The sequence below is a fragment of the Jeotgalibacillus sp. ET6 genome (assembly GCF_029667115.1).
GTDB lineage: Bacteria > Bacillota > Bacilli > Bacillales > Jeotgalibacillaceae > Jeotgalibacillus.
The window spans coordinates 1-244 of the sequence record NZ_JARUIU010000242.1 but is presented as its reverse complement, the minus strand read 5'-3'; the positions used below and the strand labels follow the sequence as shown (position 1 = coordinate 244).

The window sequence follows — 244 nt, the reverse complement described above, 5'->3', positions numbered from 1 at the left end:
ACCAAATCCTTTAATGAGCAAACTCGCACTCGATTTGGAAAGCGTCACAATCATCTTGATGTTTTTTCTTCTGACATTGATGATCAGACCATTAATACTCAGGAGTCAATCCTGCTTTCTCGGCAAGCACTTGAGACCCTGTACAAAGAAGGACTGCGCTGTGGTGTCACGCAGGAAGCTGAGTCAGTTCTCCCGAGACTGACCGATTCACTTCGCTTAAGGTGGACGCTTCAGGGAAACAAGT

At 46.3% G+C, this 244-nt stretch carries 1 protein-coding gene; it reads left to right on the top strand.

Going from position 1 to position 244, the window contains the following annotated elements; genetic code table 11:
- The coding region (locus P6709_RS20225) for a hypothetical protein (protein ID WP_278242672.1) at nucleotides 1-244 on the top strand (244 nt) is incomplete at both ends.